Origin of the sequence: Sphingobium trunci (assembly GCF_022664535.1) — a bacterium.
GTDB lineage: Bacteria > Pseudomonadota > Alphaproteobacteria > Sphingomonadales > Sphingomonadaceae > Sphingobium.
In genome coordinates this window covers 1-2,500 of record NZ_JAKUJY010000051.1, presented here as the reverse complement: position 1 = coordinate 2,500, position 2,500 = coordinate 1, and the positions used below count along the sequence as shown (strand labels likewise).

Genomic DNA, 2,500 nt, shown 5'->3' with positions numbered 1-2,500 from the left:
AGGTGCGGTAACACGCACTGGAGGGCCGAACCGTTTAATGTTGAAAAATTATCGGATGAGTTGTGTTTAGGGGTGAAAGGCCAATCAAGCCGGGAAATAGCTGGTTCTCCGCGAAATCTATTGAGGTAGAGCGTCGGATGATTGCCGTTGGGGGTAGAGCACTGGATGGTTGCGGGGGTCGCGAGATCTACCAATACTAACCAAACTCCGAATACCAACGAGTCTAGTCCGGCAGACAGACGGCGGGTGCTAAGGTCCGTCGTCAAAAGGGAAACAGCCCTAACCTACAGCTAAGGTCCCCAAGTCACGTCTAAGTGGGAAAGCATGTGGGATTTCCAAAACAACCAGGAGGTTGGCTTAGAAGCAGCCATCCTTTAAAGAAAGCGTAACAGCTCACTGGTCTAAACAAGAGATCCTGCGGCGAAGATGTAACGGGGCTCAAGACGTGCACCGAAGCTTAGGGTTCAGCGTAAGCTGAGCGGTAGCGGAGCGTTCCGTAGGCCGTTGAAGCGGAAGGGTAACCGACCGTGGAGGTATCGGAAGTGCGAATGCAGACATGAGTAGCGATTAACAGTGTGAGATGCACTGTCGCCGAAATTCCAAGGGTTCCTGCTTAAAGCTAATCTGAGCAGGGTAAGCCGGCCCCTAAGACGAGCCCGAAGGGGGTAGTCGATGGGAACCACGTTAATATTCGTGGGCCTGGAGGTGTGTGACGGATGGCGTAAATGGTCTGGCCTTATTGGATTGGTCCAGGCTGTGAAGTTGTCCCAGGAAATAGCCCCTCCGTATAGACCGTACCCTAAACCGACACAGGTGGAATGGTAGAGTATACCAAGGCGTTTGAGAGAAGTATCCTGAAGGAACTCGGCAAATTGCCTCCGTACCTTCGGAAGAAGGAGGCCCCATCTAAGCGCAAGCTCTGATGGGGGGCACAGGCCAGGGGGTAGCGACTGTTTAGCAAAAACACAGGGCTCTGCTAAGTCGGCTTCAAGACGACGTATAGGGCCTGACGCCTGCCCGGTGCCTGAAGGTTAAGAGGAGGAGTGCAAGCTCTGAATTGAAGCCCAGGTAAACGGCGGCCGTAACTATAACGGTCCTAAGGTAGCGAAATTCCTTGTCGGGTAAGTTCCGACCTGCACGAATGGCGTAACGACTTCCCCACTGTCTCCAGGATATGCTCAGCGAAATTGAATTCTCCGTGAAGATGCGGAGTACCCGCGGTTAGACGGAAAGACCCCGTGCACCTTTACTGCAGCTTCAGAGTGGCATTAGGAAAGAACTGTGTAGCATAGGTGGGAGGCTTTGAAGCGATGACGCCAGTTGTCGTGGAGCCATAGGTGAAATACCACCCTGTTGTTTTCTGATGTCTAACCTCGCACCGTTATCCGGTGCAGGGACCCTCTGTGGCGGGTAGTTTGACTGGGGCGGTCGCCTCCTAAAGAGTAACGGAGGCGCGCGATGGTGGGCTCAGGACGGTTGGAAACCGTCTGTTAGAGTGCAATGGCATAAGCCCGCCTGACTGCGAGACTGACAAGTCGAGCAGAGACGAAAGTCGGTCATAGTGATCCGGTGGTCCCTCGTGGAAGGGCCATCGCTCAACGGATAAAAGGTACGCCGGGGATAACAGGCTGATGATTCCCAAGAGCTCATATCGACGGAATCGTTTGGCACCTCGATGTCGGCTCATCACATCCTGGGGCTGGAGCAGGTCCCAAGGGTTTGGCTGTTCGCCAATTAAAGTGGTACGTGAGCTGGGTTCAGAACGTCGCGAGACAGTTTGGTCCCTATCTGCCGTGGGCGTCGAAATTTGAGAGGAGTTGACCCTAGTACGAGAGGACCGGGTTGAACATGCCTCTGGTGTACCTGTCGTCCTGCCAAGGGCGCAGCAGGGTAGCTATGCATGGACGGGATAACCGCTGAAAGCATCTAAGCGGGAAGCCTCCCTCAAGATAAGATTTCTTCGAGCGGTCGTAGACCACGACCTTGATAGGCCGGATGTAGAAGTGTGGTAACATATGGAGCTAACCGGTCCTAATTGCTCTGATCGCGCCTGAGAGTCCCACCATCAATGACAACACTGGAACACATTCCAGCGTCAGCGACACGTGGTGATCAACCTCATGCCAGATAAATCTGCAAACTTCTTGCTGACGCGTTTCCCAAGCGAAACGCTCATATGTGCACGGCACCGATTAAAACCCAAAGCGCAAGCTCTATTGCTTGGTGACCATAGCGTCTGTGACCCACCCGATCCCATCCCGAACTCGGCCGTGAAACCAGTCTGCGCCGATGGTACTGTGGCTCAAGCCCCGGAAGAGTAGGGCGTCGCCAGGCATTAAAGCTCGCGCTTGCAAAACAAAAACCCATTCACATCTCAAAAAAAAGGGCGGCACAAACAGCCGCCCTTTTTTGCTTCTCGGTGTCGCGGGGTGGAGCAGCCCGGTAGCTCGTCAGGCTCATAACCTGAAGGTCGTAGGTTCAAATCCTACCCCCGCAACCA

General features: G+C 54.0%; 1 tRNA gene and 2 rRNA genes (1 of these 3 cut by a window edge). All 3 read left to right on the top strand.

From position 1 onward, the window contains the following. Positions 1–2,055 (top strand): 23S ribosomal RNA (locus tag MJ601_RS21600); it begins 738 nt to the left of the window's first position. Positions 2,056–2,219: 164 nt separating this feature from the next. Next, positions 2,220–2,334, top strand: a 5S ribosomal RNA gene (gene rrf / locus MJ601_RS21595). An 89-nt stretch (positions 2,335–2,423) separates the two neighbouring features. After that, positions 2,424–2,500: transfer RNA gene (locus MJ601_RS21590), tRNA-Met, on the top strand.